The following is a 25,011-nucleotide window of genomic DNA, read 5'->3' as shown; positions in this document are numbered from 1 at the left end:
GAATTTTCTAATTTTCATTATAAGCGTAGATATACTGTCTGTCAATTCAAAAAAGCATGCAATTTGCACACTTTTCATTTTTTCTAGTTAATCATTTAAGACGACCACTTTCCCAAATCCCGCTTGACTTTCGATATAAGAATGGGCTGCTGGGATTTGCTCTAATGAAAAGACTCGTTGAGGAGATACATTTCTTTGGTAAGCATCAATATATCTAAAAAGTTCATCAATAAGCTGCTGGCTCACATTGCCTGAATAAAAGCTCGTCAAAAAACTATTATTTTTTATTTCTACGATTGGGTCAAACTCCTCTACATACTATTTGCCACCTAATTGACCAGTGTTACAGATAATTCCTGCACTTTGAATATGGTCAAATGAATTTTTTAAAGTAGCCGGACCGACTAATTCAAGGATTTTATCAAACTTTTCTTCGGTTTGCAAAACTCCTTTTTCATCTAAAATAATCTCATCAAAACCTTGATGTTGAAGCAAATCTTTTTAGCGAGAGAACGAACTGCGCCAACTACACGATTCTGTGGGAATTGCGCCTTTACCAATTTTAAGAAAGCTAATCCAACGCCACTTGTCGCAGCTCGGACTAAGATTGAATCTCCTTCTTTTATCTGCAGATTTTTGAAGGAGCCAAAAGCGGTATAATAGGTCTCTGGAACTGCTGCTAACTCAGACCAAGGTAATTGGCTATCTACGGGATAAATCTGCTCATTTGGAAGTAGAGCATATTCAGCATAAGAACCGTCAAAAGCACGTCCCATTTCACCCATGATGGAAATAATTTTTTGTCCAAGTTGTAAATCTGCCCTTGTCGTTTCAACCACTTGTCCTACACACTCAATCCCCAAAATGCGTGGGAATTGAATAGTTGGAGATAGACCTTTCCGAGTGAAAATTTCTGAATGATTGATCCCAAAACCTTTAATCTTGACTAGAGTCTAGCCTTCTTTTACATTCAGGATTTCTCGTTCTTCTAGAACAAATTTTTCTGGACCACCAGGCTCATAAATCACCATGGCTTTCATTTTTTGATTCATAGAACTTCTCTTTAGCTTGCTAATTCTAGTAGTTTTCTTACAAATTCATTAGCTGGCTGTTGTTTAATTTCCTCTGGCGTGCCATATTGCTGGATTTCTCCCTTATCTAAAACGAGGATTTTCGTACCTAGTTTCAAAGCTTCTGCTATATCGTGCGTGATAAATACGACTGTAATGCCGGTTTCTTCATGCAGTAATTTTAATTCACGCTGTAACTGATAGCGCGTAATAGCGTCCACTGCTCCAAACGGCTCATCCATTAGCAAAATATTAGGTGTTGCAGCTAATGCACGCGCAATCCCTACTCGTTGCGCCTGCCCGCCCGAAAGGGCTGCTGGGTAGCGATTTTTTAGCTGAGTATCCAAACCAAGCATAGCTAACTTTTCATCGATAATCTTCTCTATTTCTGCTTGATTTTTCTTTTGTAAATTTAAGACAAAGGCAATATTTTCAGCGACTGTTAAATGTGGAAAAAGTCCATTCCCTTGAATTGAATAACCGATGTTACGCCGCAATTCAATCAAATCCGTGTCCTGCACATCTTGACCATTGATAAGGATTTGCCCTTGATTCGGCTTGACCAAACCATTTATCATCTTTAACAATGTCGTTTTGCCTGAGCCAGAAGTCCCCACAACTGTCAGAAAAGTGCCGTCTTCAATCTTTAGATTTAGATTTTTGATAATGTCTTGATTCCCATAAGATTTGCTAATTTCTTTATATTCAATCATTTTTTCAAAATCCCTTTCTCTACAAGATAGTCATGAGCAACTTTAGCAGGCTCTTCTTTGTCGTTTTCTACTTTGTGGTTCAATTCTGCCATTTTACTATCCGTTAAAATACCGTCTAATTTTGCCAATGCTTTTTTCAATTGTGGGTATTTTTTTAGAGTGGCTTCTCGAACAACTGTTCCTGCCTGATAAGAAGGATAGATTTTTTTATCATCTTTCAAAACCACTAGATTGGCACCATAAAGCTGTCCATCTGTAGTAAAAATATCAATCGCATCAACTTTTCCGGATTTAATAGCCTGATATTTCAATCCGCTATCCATATCCACTTGAGATTTGAACTTCATACCATAGGTAGATTGCAAACGTGCAAAACCGTCTTCACGACCAAAAAAGTCATACTCTGCACCAAAAGTTAAATTAGGACTAGCCTTGGCTAAATCACTAAAGGTTTTAATATTGTATTTTTCTGCTACATCCTTGCGAACGGCTAAGCCATATGTGTTATTAAAGCCAAATGTATTAGCCCAGGCAAGCTGATATTTTTTACGGTATAGGTTTTCAAGTGTCTTAAATTGACTTTCGTCATAAGAACCTGATTTTTTGAGAATAACTTCCCAGATCGTACCGGTGTATTCAGCATAAATATCGAACTCGCCTTTTGTAATGGCAGGGTGAATATTAGCTGTCCCACCACCAACACCTTTGGTCATTTTGACCTTCAGATTGGTGTATTCTTCAATAACTTGCTTTTGCATTTCCCCTAAGATATAGTTTTCTGTCTGTGGCTTGGTCGCAATTTTGACCGTTCCACCCATTGGATTCATTTGGAAAAACGCGATTATTCCTGCTGTCAAAAAAGTTATGAAACTTAAGACAACCAACCATTTTTTGGATACTTTTTTATGGTTTAAGATTGATTTTTCGACCAAAGAGAGGATAAAATCAAAGACCAGTGCCAACAAAGCTACTAAAATACTTCCGACCAAGGTTAGGGTTTGATTATTGGTTGTAATCCCACGGTAGATTGCAACCCCCAGACCGCCAGCACCGACGAAAGAGGCAATCCCGGCTAGTGCAATGGTCATCGTCACCATATTGCGAAAACCTGCCATCATGACCGGAAAGGCAAGTGGCAATTGAACCTTGGTTAAAATCTGTTCGCGAGTAGAACCCATTCCTTCTGCTGCTTCAACGAGAAGCGGATCAACACCTGTAATCCCTGTATAAGTGCTCCGTACCATAGGTAAAAGTGCATACAAGGTTAGAGCTACAATTGCTGTCTTGTTACCAATTCCTGTAATTGAAATCAAAATCCCTAAAAGGGCAATAGAGGGAATTGTATAAAGAATATTCACTATTCCGATAACGACACCAGCCCAGCTTTTTTTGAAACTGATGAAAATTCCAAGCCCAACTCCCAAAATTAAAGCAAGCAAGATAGACAACCCCGATATCCAGATATGATCCCGCACCAGACTAAATAGAAACTGCCATTGATTGGTCACTAATTTGATTAACTCGTTCATGCTTCATCCTTTCTTGATTGGCTTAAATTTACTAAAATACGCTCTAAATAAATCTCAAATTCACTGATTTCCAGATCAGAAAAACCACTGTAAAAGATTTCAATGATTTCATCAGAAATTGCATCATATTCTGCTTTTAATCCTTTTGCATAATCTGTCAGACAAATCATCTTTTTCCGCTTATCTTTTTCATGAGAACACCGTTCCACAAGCTTCATGCGAATCATTCGGTCAATCATTTTGGTTAGAGTGTTCAACGTCAAGCCAGTCTGCTCTGACAGTTCGGTTTGGCTTTGATAATTTTTTTGCCAAAGCGCATGTAAAATACGTCCCTGCTCTCCATTAAAGGCTTGGATTCCTCGTTCTAACAAAATGTGGTTCATCAGTCGATTGGACAAACGATGAATTTTTCCAATGTAAAACCCACTATTAATTATTTTTCTATCCAACTGTTTTTCCTCTAAAATTATACGATATAGAAGTTTATTTATAATACTATATCGAACCTTTTTTGTCAAAGATTTGGTTTCAAAAAAAAGATGAGCAAGTGCTCATCTTGAAATAATCTTTTGTACCCGTTCCCTTAAATCAGGGATTACGGTTTCTGCAAACCAAGGATTCTTAGCCATCCAGATTTGATTCCGTGGTGAGGGGTGGACAAGCGGGAAAAATTTTGGCAAGTAGTCTTGATAATGTTTTACCGTATCAGTTAGTTTTACAGTTCCTTTTTGATGAAGGTAGTATTTTTGAGCATACTGACCAATTAGAATGGTCAATTCAAGATCTGGTAGCAATTCTAAAATCGGCTGATGCCATTTTTCAGCAAAGCCCTTGCGCGGTGGCAAATCTCCTGATTTTCCATGACCTGGAAAGTAAAAGTCCATTGGAATCGCAGCAAAATAACCTGAATGATAAAAAGTATCATAATCAACACCCATCCATTCACGCAAGCGATCACCGCTCTTATCATTCCAGTACAAGCGCGTTTCCTGCGCTTTGATGCCCGGTGCTTGACCGACAATATTGATACGTGCCGTTTTAGGCGCTGCAAAAAGCGGCTCAATTCCTCGCTTTGTATATGCTTGATTTTGTGAATCAGCCATAATAGCTTTCTTAATGTCTTCTAGCGTTTCCATTTGTTGCCTCTATTTTTGATAATTTTTCATCATATAATTTTTCAAATCCATTGCCTGCCGTCCTGTGATTGTCCGAAAATCATCTGTCACAATATCCAGACAGCCTTGACTTCCAGCTTGATAAAGAGAAGCCAGCACAACACCGAAACCTTTTGGTTGATCATAAAGGGCAGCAAATTCCTCAACCGTCACTGGTTGGTAGCCAATCTCGTGACCAGAAACCTCGGACAAAAGATTAGCCAGCTCCAACATTGTGTAATTGCGTTCTTGAGTCAAAACATACGTCTTTCCCTGTAAGGCAGGTAACATAGCCAGTTTGACAATAGCTTCTGCACTATCTTCCCGCGAAACAAAGCTCATTTTGGCATTTCCCATTGGATAAATAACAGCCTTGCGCTCTATTAACTCAGGTAAATAAGGCACCAATGGATCAGCATACATAGCATTTTTGATAATGCTGTAAGAAAATCCAGCCGACGCTAGACGAGTATTGGCATATGCAAAGAAAGCTGCCATGTGAAATGGACTATTGACTTGATCGGCGAAAAATCCAACAAAGATAAAGTGCTTAACTCCAGCTCTTTCTGCTGCAATGACCGAATTTTCAAATTCTGGCACACGCACAATGCTTGGATGGGAAATACTTGGAATGTAAATCAAAACATCCGTTCCACGCCAAGCCTCGACCATAGAATCCACATCTAAATAATCAGCTGCTCTAACATCAATCCCTGCTGTTACATATTGACTTGCTTTTTTGGGACTTCGAACAGATAGCCGAATTTCATTAGAATTTAAATGTTTTCGTGCCTCAGCAATAACCTTTTGCCCCAATTGACCTGTCGCACTCGTAATGGTGTAAATCATAATTGTTCTCTTTCTTTGAAAGAAACTCAACTATTTCTAGCTGAGTTTACCTGTTTTATTTAATCAGTTCATAAATTGCTTCAGCATAAATAGCTGCTGCACGGAAAAGATCTTCCACATCTATAAATTCATTTGCTTGGTGCATGGTATCTGTATAGCCTGGGAACATAGCGCCATAAGCAACACCGCGTTTTAAGAGACGACCAAAGGTTCCTCCACCAATGATTTGTTCATGACCTTTCAGCCCTGTTTGCTTTTCATACACGTCCAAAAGCGTTGTCACAAGTGGATCTTCCATTGGAACATAATGAGGAACATGCTCGTGCTCTGACAATGTCACTTTCTCCACAGGCAAGTTTTCCAATTTAGATTTGATCACTTCTGGATTGGTTCCTTGTGGATAGCGGAAATTAAGGGCAATGGTGTTGTCATCACTTGCTTCATCAAAGCGGAAGACCCCTGCATTCATAGAAAGAGCGCCCATTTTTTCATCTATATAATCCACTTTCAGAGCTTTTCCTTCGTGGTCTTCTAAAAGAATGTTTCCTGCCACTTCAAGATAGTCTTTAGCAGAATCTGCAAAATCAAACTGGGTCAAGAATTTTGCCAGATAAGTCGCACCATTGACACCGGATTGTGGAGAGGCTCCATGAGCAGACTTCCCAACAATCGTAACTGTTAATTGACCACTCGGTAATTCTTGGTATTCAAATCGAAGTTCGTGTTCCTTTGCAAATTCGTCCAATTTATCTACAAGATTTGGCACATTTCCTGATACTACTGCTGTTGCAGATTCAGGAACCATATTTTCACGAAGTCCGCCAGTAAAACTATGCAAGCGCGCAGCTCCGCCATTTTCTCCTGCAAAATGAAGATATTCGGTGATATTCCCTTTTTCACCATTGATAATCGGAAATTCTGCATCTGGCGAAAAGCCAAAGTCTGGCTCTGGCAGACCAACGTGTTTGAAATAATAGTCCATATCAGCCCAGCCGGATTCCTCATCTGTACCAACTACAAAACGAACCTTCTTAGATGTCGGCAAGCCTAATTCTTTGATAATTTTCAGTCCATAATAGCAAGCCACCGTCGGCCCTTTATCATCACTCGCACCACGTGCAAATAATTTACCTTCCTTGATAGTTGGCGTATAAGGATCTGTATCCCAGCCACTTCCAGCCGGCACAACATCCATATGCGCAAAAATTCCAAGCACTTCTTTTCCTTCGCCATATTCAAAATGCCCTGCATAATTGTCCACATTCTTCGTTGAATAACCATCACGCGCAGCTAATTCTAAGAATTTTTCCAAAGCCTTAACAGGTCCAGGCCCAAAAGGATGTTCTTTATCTGCTTTCGTGTCATCTCGCTCGGAGTTGATTTCCAAAAGGCTAAATAAGTCAGCCAATAGAGCATCGCGACGTTTTTCAACCTCTGCTTTAAAATCAATCGTCATAAAATCAGATTCCTTTCTATCAACGTTTTTCAATAATCTCATCCACTGGCAAACGATAACTTGGCTCCAGTTTGTCGTCTGTGTAACCAACGGTAATTAAAAGTTCTGGACGGAAGCGTTCATCAATATCTAGCACTTGATTGACTTTCGACTTATCAAATCCAAGGATAACATTGGAACCAATTCCTTGGTCAGTCAATGCTAAAACAAGATTCATTGCCACCAAACCAGCATTTAAAGCCAAATAATCGCTTTTTTGCTGCTCAGAATAATGCCCATATTCAACCGGTAAATTTTGCATATAATATTGCAACAATTCGTCGGACATATTATTGACCCCAGCCACACGAGCAATCTTCCGAGCGCGTTTGACTAAATCTGTATCTGTAAAAAGAGCAATCGTCACAGGTGCTTCTGTAATTTGGTCTTTGTTTGCACCGAAAGCAATCTCAGCCAACTCTGCATTTTTCTCACGAACAACTACAAATTTCCAAGGCTGGCTATTGTGAGCACTTGGCGCTAAAGTTGCAATTTCAATCGCCGTCCGCACATCTTTCGGATCAACTGCTTTATCATTGAAATGCTTCGTTGCATGACGCTTTTTATTTAATTCAAGAAATTTCATAGGGACTTTCCTTTTCTTATTATACTAATTTCATTTTACCATAAATTGGAAGAGCTTGCAGAGGTTTTTCACGAGAAATAGTCTGATGAAGTTGCTTCCCTAAAATCTAGGAGTTGGTTATCTTTTTATCTGTAGATTTGCTCAATTTCTCCTGCACAGCCTCCGCTACTTTTCGCGGGACACCCACTTCGACAATTTCATCCACGCTGGCTTTTTTGATGTTGGTCAAGGATTTAAAGTGTCGCATCAGATTTTGCTTGCGCTTGAGTCCTAGACCCTCAATACCATCCAATTGCGATGAAAAGGAGTTTTTTGAGCGAAGCTGGCGGTGGAAGGTAATGGCAAAGCGGTGAACTTCATCCTGAATACGTTGGAGGAGGAAAAATTCCTGCGAATTGCGAGATAACTCAACCACTTTCAAAGGATCGCCAAAGAGTAATTCATGCGTCTGGTGCTTGTCGTTCTTTTGCAAACCAGCGATAGGAATATCTAACCCTAATTGATTTTGAATGACGTCTCTAGCAATATTGACTTGCCCCTGACCACCATCAATGACAATAAGATCAGGCGGTATTAAACCATCTCGCATAACCCGACTGTAACGGCGCTTAATCACTTCTCGCATACTAGCATAGTCATCAGGACCGACAACTGTCTTAATTTTATACTTGCGATAATCTTTTTTGCTGGGTTTCCCATTGACAAAGACCACCATAGCTGAAACAGGACTAGTTCCCATAATATTGGAATTATCAAACGATTCAATCCGAACTGGAGTGGGAATATTGAGCAACTGACCTAGATTTTCAATAGCTCCCTGTGTTTTTTCAACAGATTTCTCCAACAAATCAAACTTCTGCTGCAAACTAACTTGCGCATTTTTAATAGCCAAATTAACCAGCTGTTTCTTCTCTCCTCGCTGAGGTTTGAGAATCTTCGTATCTACCACAGCCTGAACAGCTATTTCATCAATATCAGATGGAATCAAAATTTCATTGGGAATCAGATGAGATTTTTCCTGATAAAATTGACCAATATAGGTCAGAAAATCCTCATCGGGATCATTGTAATAAGGAAACATATTCACGTCTCGCTCAATGAGTTTTCCTTGACGGACAAAGAAAACCTGTACGCACATCCATCCTTTGTCCACATAATAGCCAAAGACATCCCGATTCTGCAAATCCTTCGCCATCACTCGTTGCTTGGTGCGAAGTGTCGCAATACTTTGAAGCAAATCTCGGTATTCAGCCGCTTTTTCAAATTCCATCTTTTCAGCAGCACTAGTCATTTTTCCTTTCAATTCATCAATAATCTTATTATCATGACCTTTGAGGAAATCTGCTACTTCCTGAGCCATATTTTGAAAAAAATGCTGCTCATTATGGCAAATAGTGTGAGCTCGGCACTGTCCGATGTGGTAGTAGAAACAAACCTTCTCAGGCGGATTGGTACACTTGCGAAAAGGGAAAATTCGATCCAGCAGACGCTTAATTTCATTGGCAGCACCTACATCAGGATACGGACCAAAATACAAGCCACCGTCTTTCTTGACCTGACGCGTAATAATTAGACGTGGATATTTCTCATTGGTAATTTTGATAAAAGGGTAGGACTTATCATCCTTGAGCATGATGTTGTACTTAGGCTGATTTTCCTTGATTAGATTGATTTCAAGCAGCAAGGCTTCAATATTAGACTCCGTGACAATAAACTCAAAATCCTCAATCTCAGACACCAGTGCTTCCGTTTTAGTATCATGACTCCCACGAAAATAAGAGCGCACTCGATTGCGCAAATTCTTAGCCTTGCCTACGTAAATAATGGTGCCATTTTTATCTTTATGAATATAGCAACCTGGACTAGTCGGCAGCAATTCTAATTTTGATTGAATCAAGTTATTCATAATTAACATTATAGCAGAAATGACCAAAAGGAAGTGAAAAGGAGCATGGAAAACCTAAATTATCTGCAATATAAAAAAGAGGACAACAACGCCCTCTTTCAGTAATTGAGATTCCAATTGTCTTAATTGACCATGGTCTCCGTTTCGATATTATTCAAAATCAAGATATTCTTTTTCAAGTTCAAGAACTTCTTCCATCGTTGCACATTCTGTAAGAGCACGTTGAGCAAGTTCTTGCATCTTCTTCGTATCCAATTTCTTCATCAAGCTACGTGTACGAAGAACAGATGTTGCACTCATTGAGAACTCATCCAGACCGATACCAACTAGAAGTGGAACAGCAGTTTGGTCACCTGCCATTTCACCACACATACCAGCCCACTTGCCTTCAGCGTGAGCAGCTTTGACCACTCGATCCACTAAGCGAAGGATAGATGGGTTATATGGTTGGTAAAGATAGGAAACTTGTTCGTTCATACGATCAGCAGCCATTGTGTATTGAATCAAGTCATTGGTACCAATTGAGAAGAAGTCAACTTCTTTTGCAAATTGGTCAGCGAGCATTGCTGCCGCTGGAATTTCAATCATGATACCAACTTGAATATTGTCCGCAACTGCCACACCTTCTGCAAGCAATTTAGCTTTTTCTTCTTCCAAAATGCCCTTTGCTGCACGGAATTCAGTCAACAAAGCAACCATTGGGAACATGATACGCAATTGTCCATGCACAGATGCACGCAACAGTGCACGTAATTGTGTGCGGAACATTGCATTGCCTGTTTCAGAAATAGAAATACGAAGAGCACGGAATCCAAGGAACGGATTCATTTCTTTTGGTAAATCAAAGTAAGGAAGTTCTTTGTCGCCACCGATATCCATTGTACGGACAACAACTGGCTTACCATTCATGCCTTCCAAAACAGCCTTATAAGCTTCATACTGCTCATCTTCTGTTGGGAAATCTTGGGAATCCATGTAAAGGAATTCAGTACGGTAAAGTCCGACAGCTTCAGCGCCATTAGCGTTGACACCTTCAACATCTTTTGGTGTACCGATGTTTGCAGCCAGTTCAAAATGTTTTCCGTCAGCTGTTACTGTTTCAGCATCTTTCAGTAAATCCCATTCAGCTTTTTGTTTTGCATAGGCTTCACCCGCTGCTTTAAAGGTTGCAACTTGTTCTTCTGTTGGATTGATAATAACCTCACCAGTAATTCCATTCACAGCAACTGTATCACCGTCTTTTACTAATTCGGTAATGTTATTTGTTCCAAGAACCGCAGCAATTTCAAGAGTACGAGCCATAATAGCTGAGTGACTTGTACGTCCACCAATGTTGGTTACAAAAGCTTTAACAAAGTTTTTATCTAATTGAGCGGTATCAGAAGGAGTCAAGTCGTGAGCAATCACAACCACTTCTTCATTGATCATAGCAGGGTTTGGCAAGCGTACACCAAGCAAGTGAGCCAACACACGTTTGGTCACGTCGCGAATGTCTGCTGCACGTTCTTGCATGTATGGGTTATCTTCCATATTTTCAAAGAGAGTGATGAACATGTCTGTTACTTCTTTCAGACCTGCTTCAGCATTCACTTTTTTTGCACGAATTGTTTCTTTAATCTGACCAATCATTTCTGGGTCAGAAAGTACCATTAAGTGAGCATCAAATACTTGAGCTGCTTCTTCTCCAAGGCTTTCTACTGCTTTCTCACGGATAACAGAAAGCTCGTTCTGTGAAGCTTCAAGAGCTACATCCAAACGAGCCTCTTCTGCATTTGTATCTTCGACTGAAGCAGTCTCAAATGATAAATCCGGTTGAACAAGTAGATATGCCTTAGCAACAGCAACACCATCAGATGCTGCAATTCCTTTTAGCATTTCTGTCATGTTAAGCCAATCCTTCTTTTGTCATTGTTTCTGCGATTGCTACAATTGCATCATCAGCGTCTGCACCTTCTGCAGTAATTGTTACATCAGCCCCTTGACCAACACCAAGGCTCATAACACCCATGATTGATTTGAGGTTTACTGATTTACCTTTGTATTCAAGAGTAATATCTGAAGCAAATTTGCTAGCAGTTTGAACTAACAAAGTTGCTGGACGTGCGTGAATACCTGTTTCTGCCACAATGTGGAAATCTTTAGAAGCCATAGTTTGACTCTCCTTTAATGTAATCTTTTTGGGGTCTCATGTGATAACCCTTACAATTCTAGATTATAACATCTTTGTAAAATTTTTTCAAGAATTTTATGTGTATTCAGCAAGTCTTTTTTATGAGAATTACTGAAATTTCATTAAAACGAGATTTTCACTGTCCAATTGATTGACACATTTTTAATCCATTGTTCCCTAAGGAAAGCTTAGTCTAACGAAGCCCAAAACAGGAGTTCATTCTATCTTTTTCTTTTTCCAAGAAAACACTATATCTAGTATCATGGTATTTAAAACCCCAAAACAAAACACAATATTTAGAACATAATAGTTGACAAAATTCCCTGCTTTGGATATACTAATTCCATACTGAATTTAAAGAAATTAGGAGTTCATTATGGTAACTATTTACTCAAAAAATAATTGCGTTCAATGTAAAATGACAAAACGCTTCTTAGACACTAACCATGTAGAATATCGTGAAATCAATTTGGACGAACAGCCTGAATACATCGATCATGTGAAAAGCTTAGGCTTTAATGCTGCTCCAGTCGTTCAAACTCCAACGGAAGCATTTTCCGGTTTTCAACCAGGTAAATTGAAAAAATTATCATAAAATTGTTGTAATCATAGAGCTATCCAGCCGCTTCTATAAACCATAGAAGCTCTTTCTTTTGCAAAACAATTCAATCATTTAGAAAAGGAACAATATGGGACTTAAACAACTCGAAGACGTGACGTATTTCCGTCTGAATAACGAAATCAACCGTCCAATCAACGGACAGATTATGCTTCACAAAGATAAGGAAGCCTTGGAAGCATTCTTTAAAGAAAATGTTGAACCAAATACGAAAAAATTCTCTTCTATCACAGAAAAAATTCACTATTTAATTCAAGAAAACTATCTAGAAAAAGAATTCATCCAGCTTTATTCACCTGAATACATTGAAGAACTGGCTGCTTTCATTCGTGAACAAGATTTTCATTTTAAATCTTTCATGGCAGCTTATAAATTCTACAATCAATACGCTCTCAAAACAAATGACGGTGAATATTACCTTGAAAGCATGGAAGACCGCGTTCTTTTCAATGCGCTCTATTTTGCCAACGGTAATGAAGCAATCGCCAAGGATATTGCCAATGAAATTATTCACCAGCGCTATCAACCGGCTACACCAAGCTTCCTCAATGCAGGACGTGCCCGTCGCGGTGAACTAGTTTCTTGCTTCCTCATCCAAGTAACAGATGATATGAACTCTATCGGCCGCTCCATTAACTCTGCTCTGCAGCTATCTCGTATCGGTGGTGGCGTTGGGATCTCTCTCAGTAACCTGCGTGAAGCAGGTGCTCCCATCAAAGGGTATGAAGGGGCTGCTTCTGGTGTTGTACCAGTGATGAAACTGTTTGAGGACAGCTTCTCTTACTCTAACCAGCTGGGGCAACGTCAGGGAGCCGGGGTTGTTTACCTCAATGTCTTCCACCCAGATATCATCGCTTTCCTTTCTACAAAGAAAGAAAATGCTGACGAAAAAGTTCGGGTTAAAACTCTTTCTTTAGGAGTTGTCATTCCAGATAAATTTTACGAATTAGCTCGTAAGAATGAGGAAATGTACCTCTTCAGTCCTTACTCTATTGAACGCGAGTACGGTGTCCCATTTGCTTATATTGATATTACTGAAAAATATGACGAATTGGTTGCCAACCCTAAGATTAATAAAACGAAAATTAAAGCTCGTGATTTAGAAACTGAGATTTCCAAGTTGCAGCAGGAATCTGGCTATCCTTATGTAGTTAATATTGACACTGCTAATCGTGCGAATCCAGTAGACGGCAAGATTATCATGAGCAATCTCTGCTCCGAAATCCTGCAAGTACAAGAACCCAGTCTCTTGAATGACGCTCAAGAATTCGTTCGTTTAGGAACAGATGTTTCTTGCAATCTCGGCTCTACCAATGTGGTCAATATGATGACTTCACCAGATTTCGGTAAGTCTATCCGAACCATGACGCGGGCGCTGACGTTTGTTACAGATAGCTCTCACATCAAAGCTGTTCCGACTATTGATCATGGCAATAGCTTAGCTCACACCTTCGGGCTAGGCGCCATGGGATTGCACAGCTATCTGGCTCAACAATTGATTGCATACGGTTCAGCTGAGTCTGTTGAGTTTACCAGCATTTACTTTATGCTGATGAACTACTGGACCTTAGTAGAATCCAATAACATCGCCCGCGAGCGTGGGGTGGTTTTCCATAACTTTGAAAAATCTGATTATGCAAATGGTTGCTACTTTGACAAATATGTGACTGGTGAATTTGTACCGAAATCTGACCGAGTTAAAAAACTCTTTGAAAATATCTTTATCCCTTCTGCTAAAGATTGGACTGAGCTACGCGAAAAAGTCATGACAGACGGTCTTTATCACCAAAATCGCTTAGCTGTTGCACCGAATGGCTCTATCAGCTATATCAATGATGTATCTGCTTCTATCCACCCTATTACGCAACGCATCGAAGAACGCCAAGAAAAGAAAATTGGAAAAATATACTATCCAGCAGCTGGTCTATCAACTGAGACGATTCCTTACTACACCAGCGCTTATGATATGGACATGCGCAAGGTCATTGATGTCTATGCAGCAGCGACTGAGCACGTGGATCAAGGATTATCTCTGACCCTCTTTATGCGTAGCGACATTCCACAGGGACTCTACGAATGGAAAACTGAAAGCAAACAAACCACGCGCGATCTGTCTATCCTGCGCAACTACGCCTTTAACAAGGGCATTAAATCAATCTACTATGTCCGCACCTTTACAGATGATGGCGGCGAAGTTGGAGCGAATCAGTGTGAAAGTTGTGTGATTTAACGAGGATTAAAATTTCTCTTGTTTATGTTAGCACAACAACTGCTATGAGCGAGATTCTTTTGTATTATATAAAGTTTCTAAAATCCTTTCAGAACAAATTTAAACTATCTGTAAACGATAAAAATCAACTGGAATAAAAGAAAGTAATCAACATGAAAACCTATTACAAAGCCATAAATTGGAATGCCATTGAAGATGTCATTGACAAGTCCACTTGGGAAAAGCTGACCGAGCAATTCTGGCTCGATACGCGAATTCCCCTCTCCAACGATTTGGATGACTGGAGAAAATTATCACCTGAAGAAAAAGACCTTGTTGGTAAGGTCTTCGGCGGATTAACATTATTGGATACGATGCAATCTCAATCAGGTGTCGAAGCTATCCGAGGAGATATTCGCACACCTCATGAAGAGGCTGTGTTGAATAACATCCAATTCATGGAGTCTGTTCATGCCAAGTCGTATTCATCTATTTTCTCAACCCTTAACACGAAATCAGAAATTGACGAAATTTTTGAATGGACCAATACAAATCCTTATTTGCAAAAGAAAGCAGAAATTATCAACGAGATTTACCTCAATGGAAATGCTCTTGAAAAGAAGGTTGCCAGTGTCTTTCTGGAAACCTTCCTCTTCTACTCTGGTTTCTTTACTCCGCTCTACTATCTTGGAAATAACAAGTTGGCCAATGTAGCTGAAATCATCAAATTGATTATCCGTGACGAATCTGTCCACGGAACGTATATCGGTTATAAATTCCAGTTAGGCTTTAACGAATTGCCAGAAGAAGAACAAGAAACATTCCGAGAATGGATGTACAATCTGCTCTATACCCTCTATGAAAATGAAGAAGGCTACACAGAAACCTTATATGACGGTGTCGGATGGACAGAAGAAGTCAAAACTTTCCTTCGGTATAATGCTAATAAAGCTCTGATGAATCTTGGTCAAGACCCACTTTTCCCTGATACAGCTGATGACGTCAATCCGATTGTCATGAATGGTATTTCAACTGGAACCTCTAACCATGACTTCTTTTCTCAAGTCGGAAACGGTTATCTTCTTGGTGAAGTTGAAGCCATGCAAGATGATGATTATAATTACGGGTTATAAAATATCAATTAACAAAAATAACATCTAATAACACAAAAACACGAATGGGACATACCAACAATAAGTGGTACTACTCCTTTCGTGTTTTTGATTTTAAATTATGAATGATTTGCCATTTTTAAACCACTATTGAAACATCGTAAGCAGCATAACGAGAGCTGCTGGTGTGTTGTTTAAAATATGCACAGCTATTGAATCCTTGAGATTTCCTCGACGTGCAAAGGCAGCATAAAGCACTAATCCCATGGCAAAATAAAGTGGAAACTCTGTCCATTTTGAAATATGAGGAAGTGCAAAAATGATAGATGTTATGATGGCTGCTGATATTTTTTGATCTTTCTCAAAGAAAAAGATTGTCGCAAAACCACGGAATACTAATTCTTCAATCACCGGAGCTATTATTGCAACAGTTACTACATATAACAGAGCAAAAAAGATATGATTAACAGACATAATTTTTCCTAGACTTTGTAAAGCGTTATCGTTGCTGGTCGTACTTTGTCCTGTTAAAAGAATATTTAGATAAGTTCCAACTACTGCTACCACTCTCGCCACTAAAAAGAATAACAAGGCTTTTCCAAAATCTCCCCAAGAAAACGACAGAACTTTGACGTCTTTTGAGATGTGTGTTTGGTATCTCCTCCATAAAGTGCGGATAGCAAAAAACACGAGCACAAGGTAGGCTAACACCAGTAAAATTTCTATATACACGGGCAAATCTTGCCCTCTAGCTAGAAACAACATAGGAATGCCATTGATAGCCATGACTAACACAATCAGTCCCAATAATTTTAAAATTCCAAGTCCAAGATGGGCTATTTTTTTCATTAAAATGCTCCTCGTATAACTAGTTATGTTTCATAAGATTGGGACAGAACTTATCTTGAAAAATTTAAGTTCGTAGTTCCCTACATGCAAGACTGCTCAACAGTCTCCCTGACTGTTGAGGCGGTGGATAAAGAAAACAGAGTTTTCGTCAAAAGTGTTCTTTCTAGCTTGAAAAGCGAACAGGTTTGAGACTTGCTTCGCAAGCCCTATCCGCCACCTCAAAGCAATGCTTTGAGCAATCACCTATTGTGCTATTCGCTTATCACTAAATGAGATAGAGTCAGAGATACTTTTTGACCAGCCTTATTTAAAGTATTTCTTTATCATAGAAATATTTACTACATTGATGTAGAGGTGGATAAAGACCACGATTGCAATAGGAAGGTATTGAACTTCACGTAATAGAAGCGAAATAGTAAACAGGAGGATGTAGAACGCTGGCAAAATGAACTGATTTAACTGAAAAAGAATCTTAAAGCTCTGCTCATAATGTGCTTCTCTTTCTGCTTCATCATAGGTCTTCATCAAGGCTAAAACATCTTCAGGAAATGTAACGATTGGCAATTTAAAATGCCGAACCTACTCAATTGTCTTTTGGAGACAATATTGTCCATATAGAATATGACTGCCTTTGAATTGTCCGACTAGACTGTAGTAAATAAATTGTCATGCAGAATAAAAGCAGATTGAGCACACGAATAATCCACCCGAAAAGTGTACTATTTAAAAAAGTTGGAAAATGGAAATTTCCGAGCCAACTATTTGCTACAAAAATTCCTAGCAAAATACTCACTACTAGTAAACCGATAATTTTCATCCATTTTTTCATCGCTATTCTCCTTTAGATAAAATACATTTTCTACGTTTTCACCAAAAATATGTGCAATCTTCAAGGCAATGATGACAGACGGAGCATACTCTCCCCGCTCAATCAAACTGACGGTTTGTCGAGAAACTCCTGCTTTTTTAGCCAACTCTGTTTGATTCAACCTATCTCGCGCTCGAAGTTCTTTTAATCGATTTTCCAGCTTCATATGCTCCTCTCCTTTCATCTCTATTGTAACTCATTCGTGTCATTTTGACAACTATTATTGTCAAAAATAACATTATCATTGTCAATTCAATGTAGAAATTTATCCAACTTATATAAAAATCCCCCAAAATTAGTTTGTACCTAACTTTGAGGGAATCCCTTCAACATGATGTTGATTTTCTTACTTCAACTAGTCATTATTCTTTTTTGAACGTTTTGCTAAGATGAAGATGACAACTCCTAAAATGACAATTCCTACTAAACCAAGGAAGGTTACTTTTTCACCAGTTGACGGAAGGAAGCCACGTCTATTTTGTTTTGGCGCTTCTTTAACAACTTTATAATTCACTTTGTAAGTAGAGAAGTGTGTTGTTTTAAAGCTAATCGTTTGGTCTTTGTTGAGAACAAAATCAAATTTTTCTGCTTGTTTACCATCTTTCATAGCATAAACAGATTCCACCGTAGCACCTTGTTTCACTGGTACTGTCACTAATGTGGAGCTAACTTGTGACACTGCTTCACCTTTTGGATTGGTCAAAGTAATATCATAGCTATCTGCATTTTCTTCAATTGTCTTTTTAACTGCTAATTTGAGATTAGCCTTTACTAAATCTGCATTTTGCAAACGAACACCTGTAGCTGTATCCACTAAGGTATCAGAAGTTTCGTTTGGTTTTGGTTTTTCAACATCTGATGAACTAGATGTAGAAGTTTCGTTTGTACTTGACGAAGATTGAGATGTAGACGAAGTTGAAGATGACTCACTTGTACTTGAAGATGGTTCTGAGCTAGAGCTTGGTGGCGTTTGCTCATTTTTAATCTTTTCTTCCATTTCAGCTTCTAGAGCTTTCATTTCTTTAAAGACTTCCTCTGCACGCGCCATACTAGACGCAGTCACTTCTTCTGACGAAGCTCCACCTGCAGCTGCGTATTGTTCATCTAATTTGGCTTGTTCTTCAATCAATCGTGCTTCCAAAGCTTTCCATTTTTCTTGAATGCTATTGCCAAATAATTTTTGATGTTTGGCTGCCATATCGTAAATGTGTGACGCAACCCAGTACCACGAATTTTTGTCGTACTTCGTTGTATCAACTTGGTAAGCTGAATACGTATTGGTAATATTTCCATAATATGGTAGGTATGGAGCGAAACGAGGACTACCAACAGAAAGCCACATTGTGCCACCACCCATGCTAGCAGGGATATTATCTTTCAATTGGAAAATGTGCGCTTCCATTACGTTTGGATTGCCAAGAGGATATTTATAGACTGGATCTACTTTTCCACGCTGAGGAATGCCCTTCCCGTCCAATTCCATTTGGTCAAGGGGTTTAAATTGCGTTCCTTCAAAACGGTTCCGCTGCATCCGCATCACATCTGCAACGTTGATTTTCTTATTGCTAGATTGCAACAAATCAAAATATTTATCATCATAATTGACTGGTGCGTCTGGGTTCAAAGCCTTAATACCAGCCCAAGCCCGTGAACGATCAGCTTCTGCCATTGGCGGATTGTAAGATTGGGAAATATGGAACTTGCCATTGATTTCCTTGTAGGAATTTGCATCTCGTGCTACTTTTTCCACATTTTCTGAAGCAATGACATTTTCCTTATCATTAAAATCAACACTTCCTAAGAAGAAGGTGTTAGGGAAAATACTATATTTGTCGTCTGGATATTTAATGGCAACATATTGATGACCAGATAAGATTTCCATGTACCAGACACCTGTCTTATCTGCAATTGTCACAATGTTCCCTTCAGCAGCACCTTGTTTTTTGACAATCTCTGCAATGAGTTCCACACCTTCACGAGCTGTTTTTACATGTGGCAAAACAACCGTTGTCATAATGGATTCTGCTAAACCTTTTTCCACATAAGGATCAACTTTCTGGATAGCTTTATTCGCCTTAGCTGATACTGTAGCAGAAATGGAAACTCCATGTTCATTGAAGCCTACTTCATCAAAAATACCTTCTTTGGGTGTAACGTCCGAAACAGAAGTATATTTATAGCTATGTGCGGGTAATTGCCATTCAAAGCCATTGGCTTCATCAATCAGCTTTTCTCCCGCTTGATTGTCCTTGGCTGGATGAACTTTAAAGACTTTGTTATGATTAGGCTCCAAATCCTCTGTACGACCATACAAAGTCGAACCATCTGCTGTCAAGTTCTTTCCAACAATAAAACCTGTACAGGCTTCTACTGCTTGAAAAGGAAAGAGAATAAGAGCAGATAACAGAATTGTTAAGCGAAAAATCAATTTTTTCATATATTTCTCCTTTTATGATTGCATGTTGAATACATCAACTTTTAAGAGTGAGCATCACTCTTATTACCTTTTTAAAACCGTATACCTTAAATTTAGTATACTATTTTAAATCTATTTTAGCAAGCGCTTTCATGCAAGTTTTGTGTGTTTTGGTTCCTTATATCTTAAAATTCATAGTAAAAAACCAGGAAATCATTCCTGGGTACATCGTTCATATTGTGAAATCTTTTGCAGTATTTTTTGGTAATCGCTTGCTTCTAAATGATAAGTTAATTCCTCTGGGCTGTAGAAATTTTTTCTCAAAAAGAAATTGCTCGGTAATTCTAATCCTAAAGTATCCAAAACGGTCTGGGTAAATTCTACATAGGCAAATCCAATGGCTGTAATAACATTCTTGTCTTTTACAACAGGCTGATGGAGCATGTTTTCTTTTTCCAAAAAAGAAAAATAGTCTACCAACTCCATATATAAACCACCTGTATAATATCGATTTCTCAATAAACCAGCTTTTCCCAAAAACATAGGTGACGAAGAAATAGCAACTACTATTGTTCGCTTGATATCTACATTTTTCAAAAAAGAGATGAGTCTAGAATCATAAAGGCTAACAAATGGCTCTAGTGTGCCTGGCAATATGATACAATCATACTTTACGCTTTGCATTTCTGAAAAAGTAAAATCTGGAATAACTTGCAAACCTTCTTCACTCGTATAGACTTTCTTTTCTGAAGCAAGATAATCCAAAGATTGTCCAAAAGAAAGACAAAGAATGGATGTCAAAGTTGTGATTTCCTGCAATGAGCATGATGGATACAGTAAAACTGCTATTTTCATAGAGGCTCCTTTTAGAAACATAGATCAGATGTTTGCTACACTTGCTTTGCCAGATATACAAATTCCATTTCATTCTGTACGATTGCTGCTATCCAGATAGGCGTATAGTTATCATCCTTCATAAGAGATTTTATTTTCTATGCTTTTCAGGATTCCAAACAAAGCTTGCGATAAAACTAAAAGCAAATGTCAATAAGCCAACAACAAGGGATAGTAAGAGGGCAATCAAACGTGGCAACAGCAATAATATATTTGGACTTTTTTTCACTTCAAGAGCTGCTACTTCGGCATCTAAACGATCAAATTCTGTCTGAATACGACGTGCTACTTCTTCCACGCCTTCATCATTCATCTTTTTGATGTCTGAAATATCAATAGGTTGTCCAAAATCCATGTCTACACGTTCGCCTTTTGCTAAACCTTTCAGGCTCATCGGTCCTACATAAACAACTGGAAGAATGCGTACCTTTGCCATTTTAGCAATCAGTGCAACGCCACCTTTCACATCTGTCGAATGCCGACTTCCACTTGGAAACATAATCAAAGAACGATCGCTTGATTTCAACATCTTGACAGGGTATTTAATAGCAGATGCTCCTGGATTTTCACGGTCAATCGGAAAGGCACCACACATGCGAATCCACCAACCGAAAACGCGATTTTTAAATAGTTCTTTTTTTGCCATAAAGATGAATTGCTTAGGTCTGGTCGCAAAAGCCATATAAACAGGATCCCACCAGGTACGGTGCGGTGCTACCAAAATATAATTTTCCTCTTGATCCGGAATATTCCCCAAATGATGGTAGTGCGCATTACCATTTAAAGCCCATAAAATCAACATCACCAATCTTCTTAAATATCTATAAAACATAGGCTCTCCCTTCTTATCCTTTTCATTATACCTTATCCAATGCCCACTCGCAAACTTTTTTTGCTTTAAAACTGTTACAGCTGAATGGATTCTATTAGAAATTTTACTAAAAAAATGGTATGATTATCCTCATGAACACGAAAGAATTTACGGGATTAACCCACCAGCAAGTCCAAGAAAAAATTACACAAGGACTCACTAATGATTTTACAGTCAATACAAGTATCAGCACTTGGCAAATCATCAAGCGTAATGTTTTTACGCTATTTAATGCGTTAAATTTTGCAATCGCTGTCGCTCTCGTTTCTGTTCAAGCATGGAGCAACTTAGTTTTCTTCGCTGTTATCTGCTTTAATGCTTTTTCTGGAATTGTCACCGAATTGCGCGCTAAACACATGGTCGATAAGCTCAATCTCCTAAATAAAGAAAAAATTAACGTTATCCGTGATGGGCAAACCACCCCTATTGATCCAGAAAATTTGGTTCTAAATGATGTCATTCGCTTAACTGCAGGGGAACAAATTCCAAGTGACGCAACTGTTTTAGATGGTTTTGCAGAAGTCAACGAAGCTATGTTAACAGGAGAAAGTGACCTTGTACAAAAGGAAATTGGAGATCAGCTTCTCTCAGGAAGCTTTCTTGTCAGTGGTCATGTAGTAGCTGAAATCACCCATGTTGGGTCTGATAACTATGCTTCTAAACTGATGCTAGAGGCTAAGACTGTCAAACCAATCAATTCTCGTATTATGAAATCCATGGACAAGATTGCAGGTTTTACAGGAAAAATCATTATCCCTTTCGGAATTGCGCTCTTTCTAGAAGCTCTCTTGGTAAAACATTTACCTGTCAAAGACTCAGTTGTCAATACCTCAACGGCTCTTCTAGGAATGCTACCAAAAGGAATTGCTCTTTTAACGATTACTTCTCTTTTAACAGCTGTCATCAAGCTGGGCTTACGAAAAGTCCTCGTACAAGAAATGTACTCCGTTGAAACATTGGCTCGTGTTGATATGCTCTGTCTTGATAAGACAGGCACCATTACACAAGGGAAAATGCACGTTGAAACCTTCAGCCCACTCACAGAAGCTTTTTCAGAACAAGCAATCTCTGACATTCTTAGTGCTTATATCACTGCAAGCGATGACAATAATCCAACTGCCCAAGCCATTCGCAAGCAATTTACTACTCCGACTGACTATCAAACAAGTAATATGATTCCATTTTCGAGTGACCGTAAATGGGGAGCTATGGAAATGTCGGACTTAGGTACTGTCTTTCTCGGTGCGCCTGAAATGCTCTTTCATGAAGAAATTGAGCTAGCACAGGAAGCTCAAAAGCGTGGTTCGCGTGTGCTAGCTTTAGCTATTAGTCCTGAACGCATTGACCATAAACACATTCACTTACCAACTAGCATTCAACCCATTGCCATTTTAGAAATCACAGATCCGATTCGTGACGGAGCAGCTGATACTTTGGAATACTTACGCTCACAAGAAGTGGGCTTAAAAATCATCTCAGGTGACAATCCAATTACTGTATCAAACATTGCTGCAAAAGCTGGGTTTTCAAATTACCAAAGTTATGTTGACTGTTCAAAAGTAACGGATCAAGAATTGATTGAGTTGACAGAAAAGACAGCTATCTTTGGCCGCGTTTCTCCTCATCAAAAGAAACTTATCATTCAAACCCTGAAAAAAGCAGGACATACCACAGCAATGACTGGTGACGGAGTCAATGATATTCTAGCCTTACGGGAAGCAGACTGTTCCATTGCCATGGCTGAAGGGGATCCTGCAACCCGACAAGTTGCCAATCTCGTTTTGCTCAATTCTGATTTTAACGATGTACCTGAAATTCTCTTTGAAGGACGCCGCGTCGTTAATAATATCGCCCGCATTGCACCAATTTTCCTTATTAAAACAACTTATTCGTTCATTTTGACAATCATTTGTATTTCCAGTATCTTACTGGGTCGAGCAGAATGGCTCTTAGTCTTTCCATTTATCCCCATTCAAATCACCTTAATTGACCAATTTGTTGAAGGTTTACCACCTTTTGTCCTCACCTTTGAGCGCAATATCAAACCAGTCGAACCCGACTTTCTGAAAAAAGCTATTTTCAAAGCTCTACCAAGTGGACTAATGGTCGTCTTTAGTGTTTTATTTGTCAATATTTTCGGTGGACTACATGGCTGGTCACAAATAGAAATCTCAACTCTGCTTTATTATTTATTAGGTTCCATCGGCTTTCTATCTGTTGTCCGTGCCTGCCTTCCACTCAATCTCTGGCGAATTCTGCTGATCCTCTGGTCACTCATTGGCTTCTTTGGAACAGCCGTTTTCCTGCAAAAGTACATCGAAATCGCTACTCTAACCAGCAATAGCTTCCCAATCTATATCATTTTGATGATTTTATTTACAATTACTTTTATTGTCGTGACACACATACAGAACAAACGGGAGCAAAGTTTATAAATCTTAAGAATAATACCTATAAGCAGTAAGAAAAACCGTACATTTTTGTCTTACTGCTTATTTTTATTGCTTCTTTTCCTCTACATCATGATATAATAAGGGTATATGGCAGAAATTCTTTTAAAAGACGGTGAGCGAATCAATCAGCTCTTTTCTACTGACGTCAAAATTATCCAAAATCGAGAGGTCTTTAGCTATTCAGTAGATAGCGTGCTCCTCTCCCGCTTTCCAAACTTACCTAAGCGTGGTCTTATCGTGGACCTCTGTGCCGGAAATGGTGCTGTTGGGCTTTTTGCAAGCACCCGAACCAAGGCTCAAATCATAGCAGTTGAAATTCAAGAGAGACTGGCAGATATGGCAGAGCGCTCTATTGAGTTAAATGGCTTAACCCACCAAATGCAGATCATTCAGGATGATTTGAAATATCTCACCCACTATATCGACGGTAGCAAAGTGGACATGATCCTCTGCAATCCGCCTTATTTCAAAGTAGATGAGCATTCTAATCTCAACGCAAGTCAATACTATCTGCTTGCCCGGCATGAAATTGCGACTAATCTGGAAGAAATCTGTCAAATTTCCCAACGGGTCTTGAAATCCAACGGACGCTTAGCAATAGTTCATCGTCCCGAACGATTCCTTGATATTGTTGACACTATGACTGCTCACAATTTAGCACCAAAACGCATTCAATTTGTTTACCCAAAGGCAAATCGCGAAGCCAATATGCTCCTCATTGAAGCTATCAAAGATGGTTCCCGTGACGGGCTAAAAATCCTGCCACCGCTTTTCATTCATAATGAAGATGGCAGCTACACTCCAGAAATTCATGAGATTTACTATGGAAATTAAAGCCTATATGTACGTTCTGGAATGTTCCGATGGCTCTCTCTACACAGGGTATACGACCGATGTCAAAAAACGAGTAGACACACATAATGCTGGAAAAGGCGCCAAATATACCCGTGCACGATTACCTGTTACTCTTTTGTATCAAGAAGAATTTCCCGACAAACCTTCTGCCATGTCAGCCGAGGCCCTCTTTAAAAGAAAAACACGACAACAAAAATTAGAATATATTGCAGATAAGAAAAAGTAGAAAGCGGGAGATGATCTGCACCCCAAAAGTTAGACAGAAGAAATCTAACTTTTGGGGTATTTTATTATGAAATTGAGTTATGAAGATAAAGTGCAAATCTATGAACTAAAAAAACAAGGAATCAGCTTAAAGCAACTCTCAAATAAATTTGGAGTACGTATTTCTAC

Annotated in this window: 22 protein-coding genes and 2 pseudogenes; 7 read left to right on the top strand and 17 right to left on the bottom strand. The window is 39.0% G+C overall.

The features are described from left to right. Nucleotides 1–87: 87 nt before the first annotated feature. The 11 genes and pseudogenes from IYQ23_RS02435 to IYQ23_RS02380 all read right to left on the bottom strand — a co-directional run bounded on the left by IYQ23_RS02435 (nt 88) and on the right by IYQ23_RS02380 (nt 11,451). A pseudogene (locus IYQ23_RS02435) lies at nt 88–1,040 on the bottom strand (zinc-binding dehydrogenase). A 23-nt stretch (nt 1,041–1,063) separates the two neighbouring features. Further along, the gene (locus IYQ23_RS02425; protein WP_195673475.1) at nt 1,064–1,783 is read right to left on the bottom strand and encodes an ABC transporter ATP-binding protein; all 720 of its coding nucleotides are present in this window, start codon (nt 1,781–1,783) and stop codon (nt 1,064–1,066) included. Next, a complete protein-coding gene (locus tag IYQ23_RS02420; protein ID WP_195673967.1) occupies nt 1,780–3,312 on the bottom strand; it encodes a glycine betaine ABC transporter substrate-binding protein in 1,533 nt (510 codons plus the stop codon). Before IYQ23_RS02420 ends, IYQ23_RS02425 begins: the two co-directional genes overlap by 4 nt. Next, nucleotides 3,309–3,761 carry a MarR family transcriptional regulator gene (locus tag IYQ23_RS02415; RefSeq protein WP_018543559.1) on the bottom strand — a complete coding sequence of 151 codons (453 nt, stop codon included), beginning with the start codon at nt 3,759–3,761 and terminating at the stop codon, nt 3,309–3,311. The genes IYQ23_RS02420 and IYQ23_RS02415 overlap by 4 nt, the downstream gene beginning before the upstream one ends. A 102-nt stretch (nt 3,762–3,863) precedes the next feature. Continuing rightward, complete coding sequence (locus IYQ23_RS02410) at nt 3,864–4,448, bottom strand: uracil-DNA glycosylase family protein (protein WP_195673966.1); 585 nt, start codon at nt 4,446–4,448, stop codon at nt 3,864–3,866. A 9-nt stretch (nt 4,449–4,457) separates the two neighbouring features. Then, nucleotides 4,458–5,315, bottom strand: coding sequence for an SDR family oxidoreductase (locus IYQ23_RS02405; RefSeq protein ID WP_195673965.1), 858 nt, complete (start codon nt 5,313–5,315; stop codon nt 4,458–4,460). A gap of 55 nt (nt 5,316–5,370) precedes the next feature. Beyond that, the gene (gene pepV, locus IYQ23_RS02400) at nt 5,371–6,771 is read right to left on the bottom strand and encodes a dipeptidase PepV (protein ID WP_195673964.1); all 1,401 of its coding nucleotides are present in this window, start codon (nt 6,769–6,771) and stop codon (nt 5,371–5,373) included. A gap of 19 nt (nt 6,772–6,790) precedes the next feature. Beyond that, nucleotides 6,791–7,396 carry a nitroreductase family protein gene (locus tag IYQ23_RS02395; protein WP_003041180.1) on the bottom strand — a complete coding sequence of 202 codons (606 nt, stop codon included), beginning with the start codon at nt 7,394–7,396 and terminating at the stop codon, nt 6,791–6,793. A gap of 106 nt (nt 7,397–7,502) precedes the next feature. After that, nucleotides 7,503–9,302 (bottom strand): excinuclease ABC subunit UvrC, encoded by a 1,800-nt coding sequence (gene uvrC / locus IYQ23_RS02390; protein WP_195673963.1) that lies wholly within the window; start codon nt 9,300–9,302, stop codon nt 7,503–7,505. A gap of 150 nt (nt 9,303–9,452) precedes the next feature. Further along, nucleotides 9,453–11,186 carry a phosphoenolpyruvate--protein phosphotransferase gene (gene ptsP / locus IYQ23_RS02385; protein ID WP_003036105.1) on the bottom strand — a complete coding sequence of 578 codons (1,734 nt, stop codon included), beginning with the start codon at nt 11,184–11,186 and terminating at the stop codon, nt 9,453–9,455. Between the two features lies 1 nt (nt 11,187). Beyond that, the gene (locus tag IYQ23_RS02380; RefSeq protein ID WP_003023815.1) at nt 11,188–11,451 is read right to left on the bottom strand and encodes a phosphocarrier protein HPr; all 264 of its coding nucleotides are present in this window, start codon (nt 11,449–11,451) and stop codon (nt 11,188–11,190) included. A 397-nt stretch (nt 11,452–11,848) separates the two neighbouring features. On the opposite strand from IYQ23_RS02380, the gene nrdH reads away from it, so the two are divergent. The 3 genes from nrdH (at nt 11,849) to nrdF (ending at nt 15,433) form a co-directional block, all read left to right on the top strand. Then, entirely contained in the window at nt 11,849–12,067 is a 219-nt protein-coding gene (nrdH, locus tag IYQ23_RS02375) for a glutaredoxin-like protein NrdH (RefSeq protein ID WP_003023812.1), read from the top strand. Between the two features lie 94 nt (nt 12,068–12,161). After that, complete coding sequence (gene nrdE / locus IYQ23_RS02370) at nt 12,162–14,321, top strand: class 1b ribonucleoside-diphosphate reductase subunit alpha (RefSeq protein ID WP_195673962.1); 2,160 nt, start codon at nt 12,162–12,164, stop codon at nt 14,319–14,321. Between the two features lie 152 nt (nt 14,322–14,473). Further along, the gene (nrdF, locus tag IYQ23_RS02365) at nt 14,474–15,433 is read left to right on the top strand and encodes a class 1b ribonucleoside-diphosphate reductase subunit beta (protein WP_195673961.1); all 960 of its coding nucleotides are present in this window, start codon (nt 14,474–14,476) and stop codon (nt 15,431–15,433) included. A gap of 126 nt (nt 15,434–15,559) precedes the next feature. Here the strand turns inward: nrdF and IYQ23_RS02360 are convergent, their stop codons facing one another. From IYQ23_RS02360 to IYQ23_RS02335, 6 genes are all read right to left on the bottom strand, one after another. Further along, the gene (locus IYQ23_RS02360) at nt 15,560–16,261 is read right to left on the bottom strand and encodes a CPBP family intramembrane glutamic endopeptidase (protein WP_021001904.1); all 702 of its coding nucleotides are present in this window, start codon (nt 16,259–16,261) and stop codon (nt 15,560–15,562) included. 303 nt (nt 16,262–16,564) lie between these two features. Then, on the bottom strand, nt 16,565–16,825 hold the full coding sequence (locus IYQ23_RS09495; protein ID WP_003031914.1) for a DUF3169 family protein: 261 nt from the start codon (nt 16,823–16,825) through the stop codon (nt 16,565–16,567). Nucleotides 16,826–17,019: 194 nt separating this feature from the next. Beyond that, nucleotides 17,020–17,295, bottom strand: coding sequence for a helix-turn-helix transcriptional regulator (locus tag IYQ23_RS02350; protein ID WP_022526312.1), 276 nt, complete (start codon nt 17,293–17,295; stop codon nt 17,020–17,022). A 189-nt stretch (nt 17,296–17,484) separates the two neighbouring features. Beyond that, entirely contained in the window at nt 17,485–19,566 is a 2,082-nt protein-coding gene (locus tag IYQ23_RS02345) for a C69 family dipeptidase (protein WP_195673960.1), read from the bottom strand. A gap of 192 nt (nt 19,567–19,758) precedes the next feature. Beyond that, nucleotides 19,759–20,400, bottom strand: coding sequence for a DJ-1/PfpI family protein (locus IYQ23_RS02340; protein WP_195673959.1), 642 nt, complete (start codon nt 20,398–20,400; stop codon nt 19,759–19,761). A 130-nt stretch (nt 20,401–20,530) separates the two neighbouring features. Next, a complete protein-coding gene (locus tag IYQ23_RS02335; protein ID WP_195673958.1) occupies nt 20,531–21,271 on the bottom strand; it encodes a lysophospholipid acyltransferase family protein in 741 nt (246 codons plus the stop codon). Between the two features lie 119 nt (nt 21,272–21,390). Here IYQ23_RS02335 and IYQ23_RS02330 point away from each other — a divergent pair, with 119 nt between their 5' ends. The 4 genes and pseudogenes from IYQ23_RS02330 to IYQ23_RS02315 form a co-directional block, all read left to right on the top strand. Continuing rightward, nucleotides 21,391–23,745, top strand: a complete 2,355-nt coding sequence (locus IYQ23_RS02330) for a cation-translocating P-type ATPase (RefSeq protein WP_195673957.1) — start codon at nt 21,391–21,393, stop codon at nt 23,743–23,745. 105 nt (nt 23,746–23,850) lie between these two features. Then, a complete protein-coding gene (locus IYQ23_RS02325; RefSeq protein ID WP_195673956.1) occupies nt 23,851–24,597 on the top strand; it encodes a tRNA1(Val) (adenine(37)-N6)-methyltransferase in 747 nt (248 codons plus the stop codon). Continuing rightward, nucleotides 24,587–24,844 carry a GIY-YIG nuclease family protein gene (locus IYQ23_RS02320; RefSeq protein ID WP_003031921.1) on the top strand — a complete coding sequence of 86 codons (258 nt, stop codon included), beginning with the start codon at nt 24,587–24,589 and terminating at the stop codon, nt 24,842–24,844. Before IYQ23_RS02325 ends, IYQ23_RS02320 begins: the two co-directional genes overlap by 11 nt. A gap of 66 nt (nt 24,845–24,910) precedes the next feature. Then, nucleotides 24,911–25,011: pseudogene (locus tag IYQ23_RS02315) on the top strand (transposase); the annotation flags it as partial.

The organism is Streptococcus sp. HF-100, assembly GCF_015594635.1.
GTDB classification, from domain to species: domain Bacteria; phylum Bacillota; class Bacilli; order Lactobacillales; family Streptococcaceae; genus Streptococcus; species Streptococcus vaginalis.
Note: the sequence above shows the minus strand (reverse complement) of the source record. Positions and strands in the feature narration are given on the sequence as shown.

What these genes read in the sequence shown, in the direction of transcription:
- nrdE (WP_195673962.1), top strand. Translation starts at nt 12,162, where the DNA reads ATGGGACTTAAACAACTCGAAGACGTGACGTATTTCCGTCTGAATAAC.
- ptsP (WP_003036105.1), bottom strand. Translation starts at nt 11,186, where the DNA reads ATGACAGAAATGCTAAAAGGAATTGCAGCATCTGATGGTGTTGCTGTT.
- IYQ23_RS02380 (WP_003023815.1), bottom strand. Translation starts at nt 11,451, where the DNA reads ATGGCTTCTAAAGATTTCCACATTGTGGCAGAAACAGGTATTCACGCA.
- IYQ23_RS02335 (WP_195673958.1), bottom strand. Translation starts at nt 21,271, where the DNA reads ATGTTTTATAGATATTTAAGAAGATTGGTGATGTTGATTTTATGGGCT.
- IYQ23_RS02410 (WP_195673966.1), bottom strand. Translation starts at nt 4,448, where the DNA reads ATGGAAACGCTAGAAGACATTAAGAAAGCTATTATGGCTGATTCACAA.
- nrdF (WP_195673961.1), top strand. Translation starts at nt 14,474, where the DNA reads ATGAAAACCTATTACAAAGCCATAAATTGGAATGCCATTGAAGATGTC.
- IYQ23_RS02395 (WP_003041180.1), bottom strand. Translation starts at nt 7,396, where the DNA reads ATGAAATTTCTTGAATTAAATAAAAAGCGTCATGCAACGAAGCATTTC.
- IYQ23_RS02420 (WP_195673967.1), bottom strand. Translation starts at nt 3,312, where the DNA reads ATGAACGAGTTAATCAAATTAGTGACCAATCAATGGCAGTTTCTATTT.
- IYQ23_RS02350 (WP_022526312.1), bottom strand. Translation starts at nt 17,295, where the DNA reads ATGAAGCTGGAAAATCGATTAAAAGAACTTCGAGCGCGAGATAGGTTG.
- uvrC (WP_195673963.1), bottom strand. Translation starts at nt 9,302, where the DNA reads ATGAATAACTTGATTCAATCAAAATTAGAATTGCTGCCGACTAGTCCA.
- IYQ23_RS02345 (WP_195673960.1), bottom strand. Translation starts at nt 19,566, where the DNA reads ATGAAAAAATTGATTTTTCGCTTAACAATTCTGTTATCTGCTCTTATT.
- nrdH (WP_003023812.1), top strand. Translation starts at nt 11,849, where the DNA reads ATGGTAACTATTTACTCAAAAAATAATTGCGTTCAATGTAAAATGACA.
- IYQ23_RS02320 (WP_003031921.1), top strand. Translation starts at nt 24,587, where the DNA reads ATGGAAATTAAAGCCTATATGTACGTTCTGGAATGTTCCGATGGCTCT.
- IYQ23_RS02340 (WP_195673959.1), bottom strand. Translation starts at nt 20,400, where the DNA reads ATGAAAATAGCAGTTTTACTGTATCCATCATGCTCATTGCAGGAAATC.
- IYQ23_RS02325 (WP_195673956.1), top strand. Translation starts at nt 23,851, where the DNA reads ATGGCAGAAATTCTTTTAAAAGACGGTGAGCGAATCAATCAGCTCTTT.
- IYQ23_RS02425 (WP_195673475.1), bottom strand. Translation starts at nt 1,783, where the DNA reads ATGATTGAATATAAAGAAATTAGCAAATCTTATGGGAATCAAGACATT.
- IYQ23_RS02330 (WP_195673957.1), top strand. Translation starts at nt 21,391, where the DNA reads ATGATTATCCTCATGAACACGAAAGAATTTACGGGATTAACCCACCAG.
- IYQ23_RS02360 (WP_021001904.1), bottom strand. Translation starts at nt 16,261, where the DNA reads ATGAAAAAAATAGCCCATCTTGGACTTGGAATTTTAAAATTATTGGGA.
- IYQ23_RS02405 (WP_195673965.1), bottom strand. Translation starts at nt 5,315, where the DNA reads ATGATTTACACCATTACGAGTGCGACAGGTCAATTGGGGCAAAAGGTT.
- pepV (WP_195673964.1), bottom strand. Translation starts at nt 6,771, where the DNA reads ATGACGATTGATTTTAAAGCAGAGGTTGAAAAACGTCGCGATGCTCTA.